Below are 18,621 nucleotides of genomic sequence, written 5' to 3' on the forward strand. Positions count from 1 at the left end.
CATTAATATAAGTAACAACATTTATGTTTGTTTGATATAAACATGAATGATTACATTGATGTAGATGATATTAATAACGAGAATATTATCATTATTATTAACAATGTTGTATTTAATAATGTTAATGTTTTTCTAAGCATAAACATGATTGATTACAATGATATGAACAATATCAAGAACAAAAATATTATTGTTCTTGTTAACATTAATATATGTAAACAACGTTTACATTTACTGAATAAAAATATGAATAATTACAATAATATGAACGATATTATAAATAATAACATGAATGTTATTATCAATATTAATGTAAATAAACAATGGTAGTGTTTGCTGGTTGAAAAAATAAATAATTACAATCGTATGAATGATATTAGAATAAGAATGTTATTGTTAATATTAACATTCATATATTTAACAATATTTATAGTTATGTTATAATTAATAATAAGGTAATTAATAATCTTGTTCTTAATTGTCGAAAAGATATTAGAGGATTTATGGGTCAATCTGTGAATCTATTTAATTAAGGTTATTAGTGTACACCATAGACAAGGAGGAAATGAATACATGGCAAAAGTAATAACTTTCGGTATTCAAAAAGGCGGGGTAGGTAAAAGTACAACTTCTGGAATCATTTCTTATCTTTTAGCCAATGATGGTTATAAAGTGTTAACAATAGATATGGATTCACAAGGCAATGTAACTGATTTATTAACAAATCTTGAACCAAGTGAGTTCGAGGGAGAAACGATACTAGAAGCGTTTGAGGCAAATGACATTAAACCATACATATACCAAGTTACAGAAAATCTTCATGTAGTACCAGCTGATGATTACCTAGCAACATTAGCTAGATTCCTATATACAAATTTCCGAGGGAATATCTCATTGGCCCTGAACGATCTAATTGAACCTATTAAAGGGGAATATGATTTTATCATCATCGATACTCCACCTTCATTATCGGAACCGATGGTCAATGCTGTTTGTAGCTCGGATTATGTGGTGGTTCTTGCTGAGAGCTCCAAGTGGGCGTTTACAGCCATCCCTCGGTTCATTGATACAGTAGAATTTGCTGCTAAAAATGTAAATCCCAATGTTAAATTAGCTGGCATTTTAAGGACCATGAATGATTCTCGGAGAGCTGATTCAAAGGCATTCGTAGAACTGATAGGTGAAGAATACCCCAACACAGTTTTCAAGACCGTCATAAAAAGAAAAGCATCTACAGGTAGAATTGCAATAGAAGGGCTCTTTCAAAATAAAGAGTTGAATGATGCGTTGGACCAATACTATGAATTCTATGAAGAACTTAAAAATAGGATAGGAGTGGAAGAACATGTCTAAAGCTGATGATATTAAAAGCAGAATGAAAAATAGGGATGCCAGGGGATCTCTTATGGGAACTCCTTCAATACAAACTGCTGAGAAAAAGGTAGATGAAAAGCCTCAAGTGGCTGTTAAAACAGATGCCGGAAATACAGAGGCCACAGATACAGCAAACAAAAATGATATTAATAACAAAAATGTTAATATTAACAATAATGATGATAAACCAATCCAAAATAGTCCGATTGATATCAATGAGATAATTGGGAGAACAAAGAAATCAGAAAAAGAAATGGTTGGAATCTATTTCGAACCGGAAGTAAGGAAAGCATTAGATAAACTCAAAAAGCTTGAAGGAAAAGGGGCTAAATCGACGTTTGTTAACGACATCACGAAATGGGCCCTTCAACAAAAAGGATTGTTATAAATATGTTAAAGGAACGGTATTCAAAAGATACTGTTCCTTTTTTCTATTATGAACAGCATACATGTGCAGTCTCTGTATTATATTAAGTCGGAGATATTAATAGTATGTTAGAAATTCCTTTGATGACCAGTAATATAACCAGCCATAATAATTCATATTGACATTTATTATAATGCTCTCCAAAAAGCAGTTTACTGACTGTAGAACTATCAACAAGGATTTTTTGGTGTAGATCTTCCCTTACTAAATACCGTACGTTTGAGGGGACAAAATTATATACATGAGAAGTGGTTGGTGATATCGGGGTTAACTTCAAATATTCTTTAGCATTGCCTTTAATTATTTTTTAGAATAACAATATTAAGGACAGCTAAATTTCAGCTGTCCTTTATTAATATTACTCTTCTTCCTCTTCTTCCGCAGCTTCTGCTGCTCCAAAAACCATACCATTGATTTTTTTTGCCTCATAGGCACCTACTTGGCCATCAACGTTGAAGTAAGCCAGACCATCTTTTTCATTAACAAACAGGGTCGTCTCTTCTGTAGCCCCATTGACAAGGATACGCCCAACTGCATAGCCTGGAGGCAATTTCTTAATAAGCCTTTTAAGGTTATTACGTTTTGCCATCTTTCTCACCTCCTTGGTATCAAAGGATCCCTAATTTTTAAGGTCAAAATATATTACTAAAGGCTGTCCTTATTTGAATGAGACAAGTGTACATCTCATAATAAAAAGGCTTTGTCACTAGTCGAGGAGGATTTTCTTATCATCTTCGTGGAGTGATCCTTTCTTTATAATCATCACTCCTCAAACTCCTATGTTCCATTGGGAGGGGGAAACACAGAAACATCATGATCGTTCTCCGTATTTGGAGGAATAAAGAAGAGACTGTTAGTAGTGATACGGAGCATTGTTTACTTCCGATGCTTACAGATGATGAAAGGTATGGAAAGCTTAATCGGAAATAAGTTAAATTGAAGTATTAGTTCAGTAGAGACCAATCAAAAATAAAATAATTAACCATAATAGGGTGGTTTCTTAAGTGGAAAGAAAGTGAGTAATGAATTTATCGTTACCTTATGATATATTTAAATGCATTTTAAAGTGCTTTTGTAATCTTGAAGGTTACAAATGACCGATAAAGCTGGTCGATTCCAATTACCGGAATTGATATTCTTTGTGCTTCGATATTTATTCTACTTAGCTTTTATACACTAAACCTATTATTAAGACTAATAAGCACCCCTTGTTAATGGATGATTCACTCTACGTATAATTGGTTATTTTACTGATTCCCTCCTTCTCAAATTCCGAATTAACTAAAGACAAAACGAGAATTTAATTCATTTTCATTGTAATATATACAATAACAGTAATAATATTGTTTATAAAATTAGTAATATTATTATTAATATTAAAGTAAACATTAATGATTTTTTTGTAAATCAATTTTTAACAGATTCTTTTAATAAATAAAAAATGAATATTTTGAATGTTAGTACTATTTTACCGATTCCTACCCATGAGGAAAGACACGAAAACAATAATATGTTGGGCGTTTTTAACCACTCTCCATTTTCCAGTTTATTACCATTTGATCATTTTTTTATAAATCAGTTGCTGCCGCTGTTAAACAAATAGATAAATTTGTTATGGTTTAATAGAACAAATATTCGGAATATATTACGATATCTACGAAAAGGGAGATGGGAGGCAAGCAGGTTGAGTGTAATACAGACCAATAAATATCATGTAAGCAGTCTGCAATATCATATTGTCTTTTTTACCGCCAATGATATAACACTGAACGATATTGAGATCGACTTTGTAATGAAATATTTTACTTCGGTCTCAAGGCGACATGAATTTAAGATATTGAAGATGGAAGTTTTGGCTCGTTTTGCTTATTTAGTTATTAACTGTAAAACCACTCATTACATTCCTAATATGATGAAGGCCCTAAAGGGGGGATCCGCAAGGTTTATGTATAAGGAGTTCCCTGATTCTCGTAATAAGAATGGCGATAGTCTATGGGATTCAAAGTACTTCATTTCAAGTGATCAATGCCAGCTGGAGAAATTAATTCAGAATTATGGCTATAACAACCTGTTTGAACTCCAGTGAGAAACCTGTAGGGGGTTGATATTTTGAGGAACGATGTCATTGAACGTACAGCGAATGATACCATGCTCACTATTGCTGATTATCTCCTGCAAATGATTGAACAAGCCAGAAAACAAAGGGATTTGGAACTTCGGTCTTTGATTGACCAAGATAGTAAAAACATGCAAAGAGACTATCCCCATCTATCGGCCGAAGAGAGAGCTGAAGGTGAATATGAACTCTATTATGCTTTACTAAGGGAAAGACATTCAGATGTATTTGAGGTGCAGGGCAACCTGCAAGGGACGTTTCCGGTGGATGGGAATAGCAGATTTCAGATACACCATGATAAAAATGAGTTTTACGGTGTATACAATTACGACGGAAAAAAACCTCATAGAATCACAGATAACTTTCTAACAAAGGAAGACTTGATATCGAACTTATTTGGAAGCACCAAATTTGAAATATTCAGGAACAGGACTTTCTTCCATTGTGATGACGGGAAAGTATACTCCCTCCATGACAACAAACATTTTCGGCTCCATATGATAAAAGATTTTAAATTTCAATTGCCGTGTGAAAACATTGAACATGCTCGCCTGTCAGTCGTGAAGGATGAATTGAGAAATGATGGGAACCTTAGGTTACAAGCTCTTAAGAAGACATTGGATGAATACGGCATTCCTTCGGACCTAGTAGGAGAAACGGTAACATTGTCTAGCGTATCCAGCGAAAAGAACGGTGTCAGAGTTTTGCTAGAACATAAACACAAGGAAAGACAAATCATGGTTCCGGAGATGAAAGAGCAATGGCTGGAACGTGTAAGAGACTATCCAAAATTGAAGGCAGCCTTTGATGAATTCATCATGGACAGCCGGTCGATAGGGGAAGGGTTTCTCGCCTTTTATGGAATTGAGCTGAACAAGGGTATCCAAACGAAACAGCATGGCTTTGAGGTGATGGTCAATCAAGAAGGATCCTATATTGGTAAACTACATGGCTCTGGGAAAGTAAAAAAAGTCTCCCCGTATTTTTCGTCGGAGAAAGAGGCAGAAGTGCAGTTGGGGAAATTGGAAAATCATATTCAGCTAGCAAAAGAACAGGAAAGACAAAAAGAAAATTTAAATAGAGAACCCGTACTTGAGGTCAATGAAACGGTGGAGAAAAACTAAGGAGGAATAGTAATGAAATCACCAAAGCTCAAACAAATCCTTTTCCTTGCGGTCATTCTTTTGTATGCCACATTTGTGCCTGATCAAGTACTAGCTGCCACAGGGGTGGAAGCGAAGGTAAAGGAAGGGTTGAAACAAATCCAGGCATTCTTGACGGGCATAGTGGTGATTGTGGGGATTTGCGTCGGTGTTTGGATTGTCATTAAGAAATTACCGGGTGTGGACGACCCGCATACAAAGAATGATATGTTCCGAGGGGTAGGCATGACACTTGCCGGTGTGGGGCTTGCCGCAGCCCTTGTATGGCTTGTCCCATGGGTATACGAATTATTCGCATAAACAGAGGTGACTGTTAATGGCGATCAAAGAAGAAGTGAAAGCGGCCCTGCTGGAATTGCTGGGCAAAGAAGACAACAGGAAGGGGAAGACCTTTGTCTTTCCGGATAACGTAGATCGGTCCTATAACATTGTGAAGGGATTATCCCTCGGGAATTTCTTTAAATTCATCTTGCCGGCACTCATAATCGCCGCCGGCATCCTGCTAATCCCGCCTTATTCATTAGCGTTCATGATGGTGAAAATGTTTTTCTCTTCATTATTGTTGCTGGGTTCCTTTACTTTTGCGGTTTTACGTCCTATTGCCTCACGTCCCAACATCCATTACAGCAGCTACTTAAAGCGAATCATCGACTATAACAGCAGACAAAAGATCTTTTTCCTTAAACCAGACCAAAGGGATGATTTCCGTGGCGGACAATAAAAAGAACATGAAACAAACCGAATCCGACTATGTAGTGGAAACCCTCGTCAAAAAAGGACAGAGAACCATCCAGGATATCAGCTTGATTGAAGGAATCTATAAGGATTTCGTCTTAATGAAAAGCGGCTACCTTGTTTCCATTTTACAAGTGAGTGGCATCAATCTGGACTTATTGGCGGAATATGAGCAGAACCGATTATTCGAGGATTATGGCTCCTTTCTGATGAGCCAGGTTGATGATCAATTACAGATGGTTTCCATGACCGTGCCGGTCGATTTCCGTTCATATGACTTAGCTTGGAAAAAACGCTATTTGAAGGAATTGGAGGACAAGGAAAGAAACAAGAATGATTACAAGCGAAAGTTGATTGCGTCGTATATCGATCATTTCCAGGGAATCAGGATGAACGATGAAATGTCAACGAAGCAGCATTTCATCGTGGTGAGGGAGAAGATGAAGAAACGGACTTTCCAGGACTTGGAGAGAGCGGAAGTCATCCTCACCAAGAAGGTCCAGGAAATCACCGCGTCCTTAAGAGCCACGTTCGAGACCTATGATATTACTGTCAATACATTGTTTGAAAGAGAGATCCTGACGCTCCTTTATCGATATTTTGATTTTGAGATGTCCAAGTTATACCAATGAACTGCCGGAAAGGAGAGAGCGGATGGCGTTTTCTTTAGCTGCATTGTTTCCGACGAAAAAAAGGAACAGGAGACAGGAATCCCAGCATGTTCATGATCAATACGACTTGCTGCATGACATTTTAGAAACGGAGGAATTGAATTCCATTTATCCTTTCGTCTGGAAGGAGAATAAGAACTTCATTGAGAGCGGGGGCAATTTCATCAAGGTGCTCGCAGTTGTTTCGTATCCAAAGGAACAAAAGGGAAACTGGCTGTCTGACTTAAAGCGATTAAAGGGCAATATCTCTTTTGTTCAATATTTGGAACCTGCCAATTCCGAAGGGATGATCAGCTACTATAATGATTCGATTAAGAACAAGGATGCCGAGCTTTTGAAGACAAGGGACCCCGCCACACGTATCAGGCTTCAATCAGAAATTGAGAGTGCCAGGTACCAGCTCAACCAGGTTTTAACCAACCGTTCGAATTTCATGTATCTGTACACCTATATTTTCATACAAGCCACATCTTTGGAGGATTTAAAGACGCTGGAAGACAATGTCCAACGGATCCTGACCAAACTAAGGATGAAAGCCTTAAATCCCCATTATGCCACACCGATGGCCTTTTGGTCGGCACTCCCATTAGGGGAGAACCAGTTGAAAGATTATACCTATCAGATGTGCAATAGTGAAGCAGCGTCCTCCTTCTTTCCATTCGACGATTCGGAGATCTGTTACCTTACCCCGATGGCTCAGGTGGAGGGTGTAAATAAGACAACCAATTCATTAGTGGCCATTGATTACCTGGATACGCAGCGTACCTTAAACCAGAATATGGTGGTGATCGGGACGTCGGGGGTCGGGAAATCCACCTTCATGGTCCAGAAAATTCTTCGCTGTTACGCGATGGGTATCAAGCTGTTCATCATCGATCCCGAGAATGAATATTCCGATATCGTCAAGCTCCTTGGCGGCGAAGTGGTTCACCTTAGCAGCAACAGTGCAACGAAAATCAACCCTCTGGAGATATTTTCAACCGAAATCACGGATACAGAAGACTTCAATGACAACACCGAGTTCATCAAGGACCTGGTCAAACAGAAGGTGCAGCGACTAAAGGCATTTTTCAGGGTCCTTAAGTCCGATTTGACACAGGTGGAATCCAGCATTCTGGATAAGGCTTTGAGCAATCTTTATCATCGTTTTTCCATCAATGAAAATAGTGACTTCAGCTCCCTGAAACCAACAGATTATCCCACCCTCGAGGATTTTTACTTGGACTTAGGCAAACTGAAGGAAAGCGATACCGAACGTTATGAAAAAATCCAAGAATTCTATTTCATATTGGAAAGCTATGTGCACGGATCCAACTCCTTATTTAATGGTCATACCAATATAAATATCAATAACTGCCTGTTTTCATTCAACCTTAAGGCCCTGCAGAACGAAGTCGATGTACAGGCAGCCTGTTACTTTAATATCTTCGGTTTCCTGTGGGATGAAGTCACCAAGACAAGGGATGAGCTGATTTATGTGTTTATCGACGAATTTCACTTCCTTTCAAAGAACCCGGATTCTATGAGGTTCTTTTACCAGGCATACAAACGGTTCAGGAAGTATAATGCAGGGGCGATTGCCGGCACCCAGCAGATCATAGATGTACTGGACGCGGCTGACAACCTGGGTCCTGCGATGATTGAAAACAGTCATACAAAGGTTTTTTTCGGATTGGATAACAAGGGTGTGGATGATGTGGTCAAAAAGATCAATCTTTCCTTCTCTGATGAAGAGATTTCCCTGTTAAGAGCCAAACGTCAAGGAGAGGCATTAATTACGTATGGATCTCAACGGGCATTTATCAGGGTCGAACTCACTCAGGAGGAACTCCGTCTGTGGAACAAGAAACGATATGTTGAAAAGTACGGTTTAGATCCAGAGGAGATGCCTGACTATGAAGCCAGGATCGAGATGACCCCAATCGAAAAAGAGGAAGTACGGAATTTTGCCCTTTAAAGGAGGGACATCATTTTGAAAATCCAATTGTTCGAACACGGAACATTATTCATTGAGCCAAACAAACATTACCGCCTGGAAATCCCGGAGAACAAGGTTCTTGCGGAGAGGGTGGAAGAATTGAAGGACCTTCAGGGAGACTTTCCTTCTTTTTTTCCCCTCCATGAGATAAACAAGGAGAATGGAAGGTTTGTTTTCCGTTATGAGGTAGAGGAAGGATATAAGCCGCTGACCGATGCGAAAGGGTATTCAACCGTGATGCGCCTGGCCTTGATCCATGGGCTGTTGGATTTGGATCCGTTGGATCACTTTAGGGAACATGTGTTGATTCACCCACGAAATATTTTCTTTAAAGATTTAAAATCCCTGAAATTCTTGTACAGGGCCAACCGATGGCTGCCCTCCGAGCATCATCTAGACAAACTCGAACAATACAAGGTTCTGATTTTATCCATGTTCTCACGTTTTTCCTTTGAGAAATATAAACGGGAGAAAGGGAGTCTCCTTAGGAAAGAGGAAGACGAATTCCTTTTTCGAATCGAGAATGCCTGCAACCTTGGGGAATTGAAAGATCTTATAGAAAAGAGGCTATATCAAGAGGAAACGGAGCATTTCCTCACATGGGAGGAAGAGAAACGAAAGATAAGGAAACAGAAAGGATTGCTTTTCGGGACGACGGCGGGAATTTGTGGCGTAGCATTTGCGTTCGGCCTGATCCTTCAACAATCGGCAGTGGATAAAGTACAAAGCGCCTATGCTTCCGAGCTGAAGAAGGCGGAAGGGGAGTCCCATTATTATCGATTATTAAGCGAGGAAAAATACGACGAAGCCCTTCTCTTGCTGAAGAAGAACGGCGGAACCAAGGAAGAGGTCGCCAATATCTTTTTAGAAAAGGGTGAATACCAGGAAGCCATTGATACGGATCAATCCTTCATTAAACCTGCAGTGGAGGCCTTGTACCGATCCAATCAACAAGAGCAAATCATGGGGTTGGAGTCAGACAGTGACTACCTGGAAATCGAGAAGGAAATCATAGCTTACGACTATAGCAGTTTGCTGTCAAAGCAGGCCTTTTCGACTGACAAAGGGCAGCTGCTCCGCATGGGGAAAGCCTTTGCCGAACATGGCGACCTGCAAGATGCCAAAAGCTTGAATAATAGACTGAAAGACAAAGAGTTAGCTGACATGATACGAAAAAAAGAGTTGGAGAATCGGTTCACAGCCATACAGGAAGAAATCAAGGAAATCAATGAAAAGAAAGGGCTTAAACAGGAACAAAAGAGGAAGGAAATCAAGCCAAAACAAGTGGAGCTCACTAAAATTAGGGATGAGATCAAGAAAATTGAAAAAGAAACGGGGTGAACGGCGTGTCAGCCATCGCGGCTGTAAAAGGTACAGTTTTTGTTCTAAGGAACTGGAAGTCCTTGACGATAGCAGGTGTGCTCATCCTAATCTTGATGGCGGGCTTGTTGCTGGGAGCGAACATGTCGCAACAACAGCCGGCAGGCGACCTAAACTCACCCCTAGGCGTGGCCAAGGTGCCTCAGCACATTTCTAAGTGGAAAGAGCTGGTACTTGAATATACGACCAAACAAGGAATTCCTGAATACACGGATTTTCTGTTAGCCCTGATGTATCAAGAAATCGGAAACTCCCAAACACTTGATATCATGCAGAGTTCGGAATCCGTGGGACTGCCGCCAAATGCCATTCAAGACCCTGCAATCTCCGTGGATTTAGGCGTGCGCCATTTTAAGACGGTATTGGAGAAGGGACAGGAAGCAGGTGTTGATTTTGCGGCCATTGTTCAATCCTACAATTTTGGGTCCGGATATATTCAGTTTGTGGCTTCGAATGGGGGAGCACACACAGTAGAGTTAGCCCAGAAATTCTCCTTGAAACAAGCTGGGAAACTAAATTGGAGCTGTTCGGACTGGAGGGCGCCATTCTGCTACGGAGACTACACGTATGTTCAAAAGGTCATGAAAAACCTCGATCCGTCAGCTATCTCTACCGGTGGTGATGTATCCCCGCTTGGAAAGGCTGCCTTTGAAACCATCATGTCAGAGGCCAAGAAGTATGTGGGCTGGCCATACGTATGGGCAGGGGCCCATCCTGATACAGGATTCGATTGTTCGGGATTCACCCAATGGACGTATGCAAAGGCCGGGATCAAGTTGCCGAGAACGGCCCAAGAACAGTATGATGTTTCTTCAAAAATCCCGCCAGGGGAAGCAAGGCCCGGTGATTTGGTTTTCTATACAGGCACCTACGAGACGGACAAATACATCACCCATATAGGCATTTATATGGGAAAAGGCAAAATGTTCGACTCGAATGGGTCTGGTATAGGGATTCATGACATCAGTGATCCCTACTGGAAGTCCCATTTGGTGGGGTTTGGCCGTATCGCACTTTAGGAGGTGAACGCTATGAATAAAGTGGCGGTTTCTTTATTGGGGCTATCCATTCTTGCGAACATATTCTTAGGATTCATGTACGTTGGCCAGAAAACCATAGCTACCCAAGTCGAAGCAAAGCAAAGGGAGACCCAAGACCAGATGGAACAGGTAAGGGAGGACGCAAAAAAAAGAGCCCAGGAGTTGGATACCTTCCAACAGAATGAAGCCCTATACGCGATTGAACAAAGTGATGAGGTGAAAGGGTTCGTTGAGGAGACTTTCAAGAGATTGTTTCATTACGATAACAAGAGTTATGTGGAAAGATTCGATGGTGTGCGTGACAGGTTGTCAGAGTCGGTGATTTCAAAATTGAGCGCCTCGGGGGAAAACGGCAGTACGCAAATCGAGTTCAAGAATGAGGTAAAGGCTGTAAGTGTATACCTCAGTGCACTGGATATCGACCGGGCAAAGGCACTGGTCAACATGGAAACGCAATATTCCGTCGGTGGCAGTGAGTTCCCAAGGAGACATCAAATGTATGAGGTGACCTTATCCAGAGAGGGAGAGGAATGGCTGGTGGATAAGCTTGAAATGATGGGGGCGTTTGAACCTTTCGAAGAAAGCTGAGAAGTCATCATAATCGGAAAGGGGTCGATAACGTTATGAAAATGGTTGGGATCCGTCTTCTATTAGCAGCTGGAATACTGCTTATCCTGGAACTGATGGTCATCAATGTGGCTGGGCTGCTTCCATTCGTTGCTGCACACAAGTCCGATGTATCTGGAGCCCTATATATGGATTTCTTTAGGAACAGCCTTTTAAATCCCGTTGAATCTTCGATTGTGTTGGTGGAAGGAAAAAATCCCCTCTTTTTTATCGGGAGTGCTGGTGCGGTAGTCCTTGCCATGTATGCTGTCTTTTTTGCGAAGGACCGGAAGGCAGAATATCAACTGGCCGATCGGTATGGTGTTTATGGGAAGGCGCGATGGGCCAGGAAAAATGAGATCTTTGTGCCGAATGAAACTGTATCTATCCCTGCCAAGCAACTTATGCATGATCTAGAAGCGAGCATGATGGAAACGAGAGGGGAGAAGTGATATGGTGAAAGATTATATGAAGAGCAATGGAATCATATCAGGGTTGTTGAATAACTCCATGATCATTCAGCCGACACATTCAACACTTCCGAACAGGAATTATTTCTTGGCCGGAGGCCCAGGCTCCTCCAAGACGCAAGCTTCCGTCGTGACCAATGTGCTGCATGAGAAGGAATGTTCCCTTGTCGTCACAGATCCGAAAGGGGAGGTCTATGAAATGACCTCCCAAATCAAAGAAAGGCAGGGATATGAGGTCCATGTCATCAACTTTTCCGACATGGAATACTCTGACCGATATAATCCTTTTGATTACGTCAGGGAGGAGATACACGCTTCCACCGTGGCAAATGCCGTTGTGGCTTCCAAGAACGACCCCAAGAGGAAGGATTTCTGGTACAATGCCCAATTTTCCTTGCTCAAGGCCTTGATCCTGTATGCCATCCATGAGCTGCACCCCGAGCAGCGAAACATGACGGGGGTGTTGGATTTTCTGCAGGATTTCGATCCGGAAGAAACAGAAGGTGGTGCGAGTGAATTGGATGCCCAGTTTTTAAGGCTTCCCAAGTCGCATCCTGCCAGAAGGGCCTATGAATTGGGCTTTAAGAAATCACAGGAAAAAACCCGGGCGAATATCATCATCTCCTTGCTGACAACGATTGGGGATTTTACCTCGGATTCAGTTTCAAGGTTCACCAGCTTTTCGGACTTCTTCCTGGGCGATGTCGGAAAGAGGAAGATTGCCCTGTATGTCATCATCCCGGTGATGGATTCGACCTGGGAAGGCTTGATCAATCTATTCTTTAACCAGATGTTCCAGGAGTTGTATAAAATCGGTGCCCAAAACGGGGCAAGGCTCCCTCAGCAGGTGATTTTTATTTTGGATGAATTCCCGAACCTCGGAAAATTCCCGGATTATGAACGATTCCTGGCCACATGCCGCGGCTACGGTATTTCGGTGATGACGATTGTCCAGAACCTGACGCAGCTCCAGCAAATCTATGGGCGGGAACAGGCTGAATCGATATTGGGGAACTGTGCGGTGAGAATTTGCCTCGGCAATGTGAACCAGACAACGGCTAAGTACTTCACACAGGAGATGGGCAAGGCAACGGCGAAAATGGAAACCGGGTCCTCCTCCGAATCGAAAGGGCAGTCATCCAGCACATCTTCCTCCAGCAGTTACTCGTATGCGGCCCGTAACTTGATGAATGAGGATGAAATCCTCACCATGGGTCGAGATGAATGTATTGTGCTGATTGCCGGGAAACGCCCCATAAAAGCAAAAAAAGCTTATCAGTATCTTTTGTTCCCAAATGTGACCAACACCTACAGGGTCAGCCAATTAGCCTACCGGGGCAGTACCTCCCGGGAAGTGTTGGAGTGGTTTGAAGGCAAATGCCAGGATTTTGAAGAATACCAGAAATCGACTGAACGAAAACAGGCGGTAGAAAGGGCTGAGGCCGATATATATGAAAAGCAGGTGATGAAAGAAGAGAAAGAAGCCCAGAGGCAGGAAGAAATGGCCATGAGTTTCTTTTCTCAAATGGATACCGCTTCAGGCAATCAGCCAAGGGAAGGGAGTTCTTAATATGAAGAGAGCGATACAACTTATGTCAATAGTAGTGCTAGGAATGATCATGGTGGCTTGCAGCAGCAGTAGTGCCAATTTTGATCCTGAAGAGGAAAAGAAAAAGGCGACCGAAGTAATGGAGGGGGTGTTAACTTCTTTTGAGGATCAAGAAAAATTGGCAGAGGGTGCAACTAGGGATGAAAGTAACCAAATAGCATGGGATAAAATTAAAGAGAAGAATTCTGATGCTCTTTCCGATGACTTGAGTAACGAAGAAGAAAAACGTCTATTGTATATTCTCACAGTTAATAAAGCGGAGGATACAGCCAACGGGGGAACAAAATCCAATTTACATTTCAACCAGAATACAAAGATCAAGGACACTATATTTAATGAAGAAGATAAAACCTTCAATTTCGATATAGAAATGTTTGGGGTAGATAATGAAATAATTACCTTAAAAAAGCAGGAGGATGCTTGGAAAATAACCAAAGTAACTGAGCCTGAATAGAAGGTGGGATATCTTTGTTTGATTTTAAAGAAAAGATTGTTGAAGCCATTCAGGGGATGTTAGAAGACTTTATTCAATGGGCACTCCTTATGTGTAATGACCTATTGTTAAAGCAAAATGCAGAAATTCAATTTTTTTCTACAGTGAATGACTTTTTGCTTGCCCTTACCTCTACTATTGCGGTGACTATTATTTTATATAAAATTGTAGAAGTGATGTCAAGAAATGCGGCAGGAGACGCCATTGCCTATGGCCCAGTTATCGTAAATACCTTGAAAAGTGCCCTGCTAATCCCCGCTATGCCTTTCATCCAGAAAATCCTACTGGAACAAGTGGCTTATAATATGGGAAATTGGATGATAGGGGAGGGTAGCAAGGTAAGTAAGGATAAAATAGAATCAATGCTTCATCCTAGCAACTTTGCCATTGTTCATTTTCACGGGGCTGCTCTTCTCATTTTACTTGCTGTCTTTGCCGTGGCATTTGTAGCCTTTTTGTTTTCGGTTGCCGTGTTTCATGCAGACGTAATGTTCCTTTATCTATTAAGTCCTTTGGCATGTGTATCAGTGATCGCGGATGACAACGAATATTTAGGTGTGTGGTGGCGTGAATTACTAAGTCAGATTGTCACCATACTTTCAAAGATCTTTTTATTTGTGGCTGCACTTAGTATCTTGATTAATGAGAACATCACGTTCCTCAGTTTCTTACTGCTGATGGGGTGCTGTATCCTCCTTATTAAAAGTCCCTCAGTAGTCAGGAATATGTGGTATTCGTCTGGTTCTGGCAGGGGGATGATCGGAGCGATGGGAGGAACCACAAAATTGGCAGCAAGAAGGTTCCTGTTAAAAAGGTAGGAAGATATGAGCGGATTAAGTTTGAATTATGTATAATGTTAGGTATAATGAAGTATATATAAACGAACATTAAAAAAGACCGTCTGGTGCTGGTAACACCAAAACGGTCGATGCAATAGACGGTCCCTTACAAGGGCGTCAGCAATAAAGTAGGAATAATCCACCTTATGCTTGCAGGCTCAAGGGTGGATTATTTTTTGTGGTTAAACGACAGTACAGCGAGAATCAAGCTTGTAAACGTACAAGCAAACGTCAAAGCTTCAAACACTGTCATGCAGCACCACCCCCTTTCTGATCGGGGATGAGCTGACCACCCTTGAGACACCTATTCTATTGCTCCTTCATTATAACATCAGATTTTATATTATTTCTTCTTATTTATAATTTTATAATTTTTGTGAGCGACCACGGTTATATTCCCTCTATATTCCTCCTTTGTAGGGTTTTCTGTTATTTTGACAATCACCGAGTTATCATTAACCTTTTCTACAATCCCTGCGATTCCCTTTTTAAAAATGATTTCATCACCAATGTTTGCTATGGATGTCATGGCGGCCTCCTTGTAGTGTTTTGTTAGATATATATCCAAAATTACATTGATCTAATCTAACGATCACATAATGTATGGATAGAGGTATTCCGTACAATCAGAATTTACTTGTAGTGCGGGGGTTTCGGGTCATTGTGGTGAGGGTGAATACCCTATTTACCGTAACTGATTTGCTAGAGGAACTAAAAAAGGCCCCAAACGGGGGCTTGAAATTAAGAATATTTTATAGTCCACAGAAAGATAAGATGATTCTATCCTCTGAATCTCGCAAATAAGCATTGTACGAACCGGAATGAGCTAGTTTAGCTAAGCATCGTCGCATCTGAAATTTGTTTTTTGCCTCACTTGCCATTGCATCAAAGTCAACCTTTACGAAATCCCCCAAACTTACCTGAACCTCACTGTCATCGGATGTAAACAATAATAAGGTGTAAGACTCATCAATGATATAATCGTCAATTTGTATATTATTTAGTGTAATAGGGCCTGCAAGTAAAGTGAACTTCTTTTGACTGTTTTTTAGGTGTTCCAATAGTGTTACAACAGGCATGTTTTCAACTCCATATCTATAATGGGGTTACTTCTGCATGCGGAACTTATATTTTTTTCCTTCCTTAACAAAGGTAAATCAATAAATTGTTATGAGGTTAGTATGTCTACGATGTTCTTTAAGATTTGATAATTCCCCGATTTAACCTGACTCATGATGTCTTGGAATCTTAAGGTCAAGAACTCTTCAACATCCAACTCAAGGTCGGGATGTAACTCCTGCAGGTCGTGAAGGAGAACTTCTCCTTTCAGTACATGTTGTTTTTCTATTTTAATCGAAATATAAGCTAGCTCTTCATTTCTAGAGTTCTTTCTTTTGATGTGTTGTCGTAGATCCTCAATATTTATTTCCGTCTTATCCCCAAGGTAATGGTTGATTGATAGTTTTGGCCCAATTTCTTGCTTCTGGATGCTTCGGAGCCATTTGGCCAGAGTGTCCAGGTTCATCCCCCTGTCGATCTGGCGCAGGAAATCCAGAAAAAGGAGGTTTACCAGCTCCTCGACCGTATAGATATCATCCGTTTCATCTGCAATGATTTCGTTGATGGTGCCTACAAATACTTTGGCCCGTTTTAAATCGTATAAAGGTACCTTTATGGTGAGACGCGCGTACCTGGACTCAAATATCCTGTGGATGAGGCCTCCCCTATGGTCGATTACTGCATTATTTAGAAGGTCTAAACGGCTGTACTTCCTCATGAGTTAAACGTCCCCCTTTCTCGATATAGTTCAAAACTGAGAATATAACCCCATATAAAGTTTTCCTCTCCGAGAGATTCCATTGTATTGAAAGGCGGGTCAGCATTTCCTTTTCAATCTGGTTGGGTTTAACGGTTTTATGAGTCTCGGTATTCCTATAGGTAGGAGGAGGACTCAATAAATCCCGATGACTTAACCCGAAACGGACGAGCATGGTGAAGAAATGGGTGATGCTGTCAGCCTGCAGTTCCTTTTTTAGTTTTTGATAAGTCCATCTTAGCTGCCTATGCTCGTCCTCCGTCACTGGAAATTTCATCGGAGCCGCTTTATCGAACCGGGTCCTGCGGTCTCTGTCATTATTTCTCAATTCAGACTTAGGAGCGCTTTTCGGGTTGGTTTTTTCTTCATCGAAATATAAGGGAGCGATTGGTTTGTATTTCAACTTCTATTCCCCACTTCCATTTGTGTTTAATTGGTAATATCCCAGAATCATAATCCCATAATTCTACTATTTTTAATGTATGAGGTGGGGGAGGGGAGTAGACCAGGTATAGAAGAAAAATAAATGGTCATAATGCTACTATAAAACTACGGTTCATAGAGGAGCGGGTAACACTATGGCAAAACAAACGTTGGACAAGGAATTGGCATTAAAGATCGTGAAGGCTAGTAAAAAAGCCTCGAAAGAGTTAGGGTATGTAAAAGATAAAAAACCGCACAAGTAAAACAATGAATGTGTGGTTTGTCATTTCCTTTATTTGTTTACATTCTGATTGGATTATCGGTCAGGGAATTGACGAAAACGGGAGGGGTGGACTACCTAGGGTCTCTAAATCCTTCTATCCTAAAATAAGAAAAAGTAAATGGCGGGAAAAGTTTAAGATTATAAAAACATAATTAATAACAAATTTAATAATATTAATATTAACAATTTTAAAATCAATGATATTTTCATTACTATTAATATAACGAGGCTATTTCGGAGATCCCTGTTCCTGAAAATGTTCTTCATGTTACACAGCCGATGATACGGCCTTCAGATACAAAGTAAAAGCAGCTCGCGCACTACTTGAACGGTGGAAAGCGTAACACACTGCTTTGCGGAGCAGTAAAGGTGCTGACACGCAACTCGTATACACTGTAGGATTGCGCCTAATGGAATAAACCAGGGTAATAATCCCATAATCATATTATCCCTTCAGAAAAAGCACCCTTGGGTGCTTTTTTAATGTGTTAAAAAAGGTAAATACATTCATAAAGCTCAAGGGTAATGCAAAAAAAGAGACCATATCACCCATGCTGCCTAAAAACTATATCCTCCGTTTTTTTTTCCATGGGAAGTTACTTTATTTTTAACCGCTTCCTTTCCTGTTCACCATATTTTTCCACTGTCGATTGGCTCCAGTATGCTGTGCCGTCTATCACTAGATCAGCATTAGGGATTTTGCCCCTGCTGTAGTAGTTTTTCACCTTCTGCCTTGTGTAGTTTAATCCGCATGCATTCAAATATTCCGCAAAATGGCTTTGGTTATAGTATTCAGACCCTTCCCGGATGATGGAGATAGAAGGGTTTTGTATAAGGTAGGTGTCCTCCCTGAAATATAAGGCGATGAGTTCCAGCGCCCATTCGAGCCAGTCGTTATCCAGACCTTCATATAATAGTTTTAAATTAAAATTTTCTGTTTCTGGGTTTTCGAAAAAACAGGCCATTCTCAAAAATGTTTGATCGACGAGGGGGAGGGATTGGAAGTGTTTTTTATCCAGCATCCCATTCTCTTTTAGGGCAATGATTCTCTCCAGGTGTGGGAACTTCTCTACAATTCTCAAGGTGGTTCTCTTCATAAGATCTCCTCCCTCTATAAATATTGATATATCAACGGTTTGACCCGTTGGTGGGATGTCAAAAAATATTTTTTTGACATACGCCCTAACAGATATTAATA

The 18,621-nt window shown here is 40.7% G+C and carries 21 protein-coding genes; 15 read left to right on the plus strand and 6 right to left on the minus strand.

Going from position 1 to position 18,621, the window contains the following annotated elements:
- Positions 1 to 573 precede the first annotated feature (573 nt).
- Together EV146_RS25245 and EV146_RS25250 are read left to right on the plus strand one after the other, a co-directional pair.
- Complete coding sequence (locus tag EV146_RS25245; RefSeq protein ID WP_121614490.1) at positions 574 to 1,353, plus strand: ParA family protein; 780 nt, start codon at positions 574 to 576, stop codon at positions 1,351 to 1,353.
- Positions 1,346 to 1,762 carry a hypothetical protein gene (locus tag EV146_RS25250; RefSeq protein WP_132011425.1) on the plus strand — a complete coding sequence of 139 codons (417 nt, stop codon included), beginning with the start codon at positions 1,346 to 1,348 and terminating at the stop codon, positions 1,760 to 1,762. Before EV146_RS25245 ends, EV146_RS25250 begins: the two co-directional genes overlap by 8 nt.
- Positions 1,763 to 2,159: 397 nt before the next feature.
- Here the strand turns inward: EV146_RS25250 and EV146_RS25255 are convergent, their stop codons facing one another.
- On the minus strand, positions 2,160 to 2,390 hold the full coding sequence (locus tag EV146_RS25255) for a hypothetical protein (RefSeq protein WP_132011426.1): 231 nt from the start codon (positions 2,388 to 2,390) through the stop codon (positions 2,160 to 2,162).
- 1,095 nt (positions 2,391 to 3,485) lie between these two features.
- On the opposite strand from EV146_RS25255, the gene tnpA reads away from it, so the two are divergent.
- From tnpA to EV146_RS25320, 13 genes are read left to right on the plus strand one after another with little or no spacing between them, the layout of a single operon-like run.
- The gene (gene tnpA, locus EV146_RS25260; protein ID WP_158287222.1) at positions 3,486 to 3,887 is read left to right on the plus strand and encodes an IS200/IS605 family transposase; all 402 of its coding nucleotides are present in this window, start codon (positions 3,486 to 3,488) and stop codon (positions 3,885 to 3,887) included.
- 23 nt (positions 3,888 to 3,910) lie between these two features.
- Positions 3,911 to 5,041: a hypothetical protein gene (locus EV146_RS25265; RefSeq protein ID WP_132011427.1), complete on the plus strand. Its 1,131-nt coding sequence runs from the start codon at positions 3,911 to 3,913 to the stop codon at positions 5,039 to 5,041.
- 12 nt (positions 5,042 to 5,053) lie between these two features.
- Positions 5,054 to 5,380 (plus strand): CagC family type IV secretion system protein, encoded by a 327-nt coding sequence (locus tag EV146_RS25270; protein WP_132011428.1) that lies wholly within the window; start codon positions 5,054 to 5,056, stop codon positions 5,378 to 5,380.
- 16 nt (positions 5,381 to 5,396) lie between these two features.
- Complete coding sequence (locus tag EV146_RS25275) at positions 5,397 to 5,801, plus strand: hypothetical protein (RefSeq protein WP_132011429.1); 405 nt, start codon at positions 5,397 to 5,399, stop codon at positions 5,799 to 5,801.
- Positions 5,802 to 5,808: 7 nt separating this feature from the next.
- Positions 5,809 to 6,447, plus strand: coding sequence for a TrsD/TraD family conjugative transfer protein (trsD, locus tag EV146_RS25280; protein WP_158287223.1), 639 nt, complete (start codon positions 5,809 to 5,811; stop codon positions 6,445 to 6,447).
- A gap of 22 nt (positions 6,448 to 6,469) precedes the next feature.
- Complete coding sequence (locus EV146_RS25285) at positions 6,470 to 8,443, plus strand: VirB4 family type IV secretion system protein (protein WP_121614498.1); 1,974 nt, start codon at positions 6,470 to 6,472, stop codon at positions 8,441 to 8,443.
- A 15-nt stretch (positions 8,444 to 8,458) separates the two neighbouring features.
- Entirely contained in the window at positions 8,459 to 9,805 is a 1,347-nt protein-coding gene (locus EV146_RS25290) for a type VII secretion protein EssB/YukC (RefSeq protein WP_158287224.1), read from the plus strand.
- A gap of 5 nt (positions 9,806 to 9,810) precedes the next feature.
- Positions 9,811 to 10,863, plus strand: a complete 1,053-nt coding sequence (locus EV146_RS25295) for a bifunctional lytic transglycosylase/C40 family peptidase (RefSeq protein WP_132011431.1) — start codon at positions 9,811 to 9,813, stop codon at positions 10,861 to 10,863.
- Between the two features lie 12 nt (positions 10,864 to 10,875).
- Positions 10,876 to 11,472: a hypothetical protein gene (locus EV146_RS25300; RefSeq protein ID WP_121614501.1), complete on the plus strand. Its 597-nt coding sequence runs from the start codon at positions 10,876 to 10,878 to the stop codon at positions 11,470 to 11,472.
- 35 nt (positions 11,473 to 11,507) lie between these two features.
- Positions 11,508 to 11,942: a hypothetical protein gene (locus EV146_RS25305; protein ID WP_132011432.1), complete on the plus strand. Its 435-nt coding sequence runs from the start codon at positions 11,508 to 11,510 to the stop codon at positions 11,940 to 11,942.
- 1 nt (position 11,943) lies between these two features.
- Positions 11,944 to 13,530 carry a VirD4-like conjugal transfer protein, CD1115 family gene (locus EV146_RS25310; RefSeq protein WP_132011433.1) on the plus strand — a complete coding sequence of 529 codons (1,587 nt, stop codon included), beginning with the start codon at positions 11,944 to 11,946 and terminating at the stop codon, positions 13,528 to 13,530.
- Positions 13,531 to 13,552: 22 nt separating this feature from the next.
- Positions 13,553 to 14,023, plus strand: coding sequence for a hypothetical protein (locus EV146_RS25315; RefSeq protein WP_199232721.1), 471 nt, complete (start codon positions 13,553 to 13,555; stop codon positions 14,021 to 14,023).
- A gap of 14 nt (positions 14,024 to 14,037) precedes the next feature.
- Positions 14,038 to 14,880 (plus strand): conjugal transfer protein TrbL family protein, encoded by an 843-nt coding sequence (locus tag EV146_RS25320; RefSeq protein ID WP_132011435.1) that lies wholly within the window; start codon positions 14,038 to 14,040, stop codon positions 14,878 to 14,880.
- 364 nt (positions 14,881 to 15,244) lie between these two features.
- Here the strand turns inward: EV146_RS25320 and EV146_RS25325 are convergent, their stop codons facing one another.
- From EV146_RS25325 to EV146_RS25345, 5 genes are all read right to left on the minus strand, one after another.
- A complete protein-coding gene (locus tag EV146_RS25325) occupies positions 15,245 to 15,430 on the minus strand; it encodes a DUF2187 family protein (RefSeq protein ID WP_132011436.1) in 186 nt (61 codons plus the stop codon).
- A 223-nt stretch (positions 15,431 to 15,653) separates the two neighbouring features.
- Entirely contained in the window at positions 15,654 to 15,980 is a 327-nt protein-coding gene (locus tag EV146_RS25330) for a hypothetical protein (protein WP_132011437.1), read from the minus strand.
- An 89-nt stretch (positions 15,981 to 16,069) separates the two neighbouring features.
- Entirely contained in the window at positions 16,070 to 16,678 is a 609-nt protein-coding gene (locus tag EV146_RS25335; protein ID WP_132011438.1) for a hypothetical protein, read from the minus strand.
- Entirely contained in the window at positions 16,644 to 17,120 is a 477-nt protein-coding gene (locus tag EV146_RS25340) for a hypothetical protein (protein ID WP_132011439.1), read from the minus strand. The genes EV146_RS25335 and EV146_RS25340 overlap by 35 nt, the downstream gene beginning before the upstream one ends.
- A gap of 899 nt (positions 17,121 to 18,019) precedes the next feature.
- A complete protein-coding gene (locus EV146_RS25345; protein ID WP_132011440.1) occupies positions 18,020 to 18,520 on the minus strand; it encodes a hypothetical protein in 501 nt (166 codons plus the stop codon).
- Positions 18,521 to 18,621: the final 101 nt, after the last annotated feature.

The organism is Mesobacillus foraminis (genome assembly GCF_004340465.1).
Lineage (GTDB): Bacteria > Bacillota > Bacilli > Bacillales > Cytobacillaceae > Mesobacillus_B > Mesobacillus_B foraminis.